The organism is Alcanivorax sp. VBW004 (genome assembly GCF_009718865.1).
In the GTDB taxonomy this organism is placed as follows: domain Bacteria; phylum Pseudomonadota; class Gammaproteobacteria; order Pseudomonadales; family Alcanivoracaceae; genus Alcanivorax.
Genome location: NZ_WNHC01000007.1, coordinates 1 through 3,242, shown reverse-complemented (window position 1 = coordinate 3,242; position 3,242 = coordinate 1). Strand labels below are relative to the sequence as shown.

Genomic DNA, 3,242 nt, shown 5'->3' with positions numbered 1-3,242 from the left:
CTCGAAAAGCTGGCATTCATCAAAAATTGTCGAGCACTTGACCTGACATTAGACGAAATCAAGCAATTGATGGCGCTCCAGCATTTACCAGGCACACCGTGTGAGAAAGTGAACGATATGATCGATGCGCACCTGAAAATTGTGGAGTCTCGTATTGCCGATCTCCAAAAACTTCATGCTGATTTGAAGGTGTTACGCCAAAAGTGTGGCCATGCACGCCCCATCGAACAGTGCGGCATTTTGGATGAGTTGTCCCCCAAATCGCATTCCCGAAATTAAAAGAACGAGACTGCCATGGCAGATGTCAATGAGTACATTCGCGCTGCCACGCGAGAGAATACCCGGAAAAGTTACCGCGCCGCCATTGAGCACTACGAGGACGCATGGGGAGGATTTCTGCCTGCGACAGCGGATAGCATCGCTTCCTACCTCGCGCATTATGCTCCTACACTGGCGATCAGCACCCTCAAGCAACGCTTGGCAGCCTTGGCCGCATGGCACAATGAACAAGGCTTTCCCGATCCAACCAAAGCACCTCATGTTAAAAAGGTTTTGAAGGGGATTGGTGAACTACATCCTTTCAGGGAAAAACAAGCCAAACCGCTGCAAATTGAACAACTCCAGGCCATCGACGGCTGGATTACTGAACATTTGTCCCAAACAGATACCCGCTCTGTCAATTCCCTTAAGCTGCTACGTGATCGAGCGTTGATTCTTTTGGGGTTCTGGAGAGCATTTCGTGGAGACGAACTCACGCGTATTAGGGTAGAAAATGTCAGCGTTATACCCGGTGTTGGGATGGAAATTTTCATTCCCAGAAGCAAAACCGATCGCTTGTCCCATGGCCGAACGTATCGGGCTCCGGCATTGCAACTCTTGTGTCCCGTAACGGCATTCACGGATTGGATGAGTGCGGCCCAATTGACCAAAGGTCCCGCCTTTCCAGCGATTAACCAGTGGGGGCACTCTGCAGAACAGGCGATTCATCCAGCCAGTGTGATTGCTATCATCAAGGCTTATTGCCACCAGGTGGATCTTCCCAATGCTGATGAATTCAGCAGCCATTCTTTGCGACGCGGCTTCGCGACCTGGGCAACCGCTAATAGCTGGGATACCAAAACGTTGATGGAGTACGTCGGCTGGAAAGATGTTCAATCAGCCATGCGCTATATCGAAGGCGCCGATCCGTTTTCCCAACAACGAATACAACAAGCACTGCCTCAAGCTATAACACAGGCCAAGCAAGACTCCGACCTTCCGAAGGACACGGCATTGGAAATTAGCCTCTGCCTTGAACCTTATAGCAAACATTCTCATGGCACCGGTAAGGCAAGATCTCTGATAGAGCGACATTGTTTATTGCCCAGGGCGATGGAAAAGCTTGATGCTGAGGGAACGCGCTATCGCATCACGATAAGTTCTGATGATTGCGACGCGTTGGATGAAGCATTGGATGAATTACTCCATCACATGCATCAGATCGCCTCTGATAATCAATGTATGCTGGAGGCCACCATTCGCGACCCGCACATCGACAGAGTGTGGGATTAACACACTCCCGTCATAGTATGCCGCATCATGAGCAGCCTCCACGAAACCGCCTATCCCAGACTGCGAAGTACCATTACCGAAAAAGAGCTTAATGAGTACTACACACCAACACCAGAAGAACTGAGCCTGATTGAATCTGAGAAGAAGCCCATATTACGTTTCGGGTTCATGCTAAACCTGAAACTGCTCCAACGCCTCGGCTACTTTGTTCCGCTGGCGTCTGCACCACCCAGCATTATTGCTCACGTGATGGATCGGATCGGAATCAAGCGACCGCTGACACTAAAGCAACTTAAAGATTATGACCGCTCTGGCTCTCGCCCCCGACAACAGCACATTTTAAGAGACTATCTTGGCATTCGATCCTTTGCTTCAGAGGATCAGCCCTGGCTCACCGACATAGCGGAAAAAGCGGCAGAAACCAAAGAGATGTTGGCGGATATTATCAACGTAATGCTTGAAGAACTGGTACGAAATCACTATGAATTACCTGGCTTTACCGTTCTTAAGCGGATCGCAAGATCGGCGCGTAATAAAGTTAATGAGCAGTGCTTTCGTGATATCTGCAGAGATCTTACGAACGATGCCAAACAAAAAATTGATGAGCTGTTGAATCCGTCTGACGGTGCCTATGGCGCATGGAACACGCTTAAGCGCGAGCCCAAGAAGCCAGGCAACAAAGAGGTGCGAAGCTATCTTCAACATGTACACTGGTTGCAGGTACTTGGTGAGTCACTGCCTGATGTCGATGTTCCGGTAGTGAAATATCGTCAGTTTGCCCTTGAAGCCAGGGCGCTCACTGCACCCGAAATGGCTCGACTCAAACCAAACAAGCGCTATGCACTTGCCGTTATCCTGGTGCGTCAACAGCACAGCAAAGCGCTCGATGACGTGGCAAACCTGTATATTAAAATGCTCCGAAGCATGGAATCGACCGCTCAATCAGCGCTGCATCAATACATTCTGGAACATCAAAAACAAATCGACGCCTTGATTGCCAAATTCCGTGATGTTTTAGTCGCTTATGATCAGCATCCGGAGCAAACACAAAAGTTTGCGGCACTGGATACGGTACTGGGTGACGAAGCGAGTTCTTTGATTGAACGCTGCAATCAGCATATTGCTTATGCGGGGAATAACTATTACCCCTTCATGCTCAAATCGTATCGCCAAAAGCGCGCGTTGCTATTGAACAGTCTGGATATTCTGGACTTGCAATCCACATCCAGTGATACCAGTACCGCATCACTTCTCGTTTTATTAAAAAGTTTGCGCAACAGTCGCACAGAGTTTTTAAGCGAAGAATCCGTCGACCAGGCTATGCCAGAAGCATTTGATTTGAGCTGGCTAACTGAGAAATGGAAAAAGCTGATAGTGAGTAACGAAAGCAGCGAGGACAGCGGGAAGATTTTTCATCGCAAGTATCTTGAATTGTGGCTGCTATTGCATATTAAACAAGAACTTTCCTCAGGCGATTTGTTTATTCCTTTCAGTGCCGAATTCGATGACTATCGAGAACAACTGATTGATGATGAGACATTGGATAATGAATTACAGAAATACAGTGATCAGGTTGAAATGCCTTTAACTGACGCCCACGAATTCACTACAAACCTTAAACAACAGTTGGCGGATCTTGCTAAGGGCGTGGATGAACGTTTTCCTGAAAATCTTCATGCAACCATCAAAGA

Annotated in this window: 3 protein-coding genes; all 3 read left to right on the top strand. The window is 48.1% G+C overall.

Annotated features, from left to right (window positions below; translation table 11 throughout):
- On the top strand, positions 1 to 279 hold a 279-nt coding region (locus F1529_RS17435; RefSeq protein WP_155137834.1), incomplete at its 5' end, for a MerR family DNA-binding protein.
- A gap of 15 nt (positions 280 to 294) precedes the next feature.
- On the top strand, positions 295 to 1,551 hold the full coding sequence (locus tag F1529_RS17430; RefSeq protein WP_155137831.1) for a site-specific integrase: 1,257 nt from the start codon (positions 295 to 297) through the stop codon (positions 1,549 to 1,551).
- A gap of 27 nt (positions 1,552 to 1,578) precedes the next feature.
- The coding region (locus F1529_RS17425; RefSeq protein WP_155137828.1) for a DUF4158 domain-containing protein at positions 1,579 to 3,242 on the top strand (1,664 nt) is incomplete at its 3' end.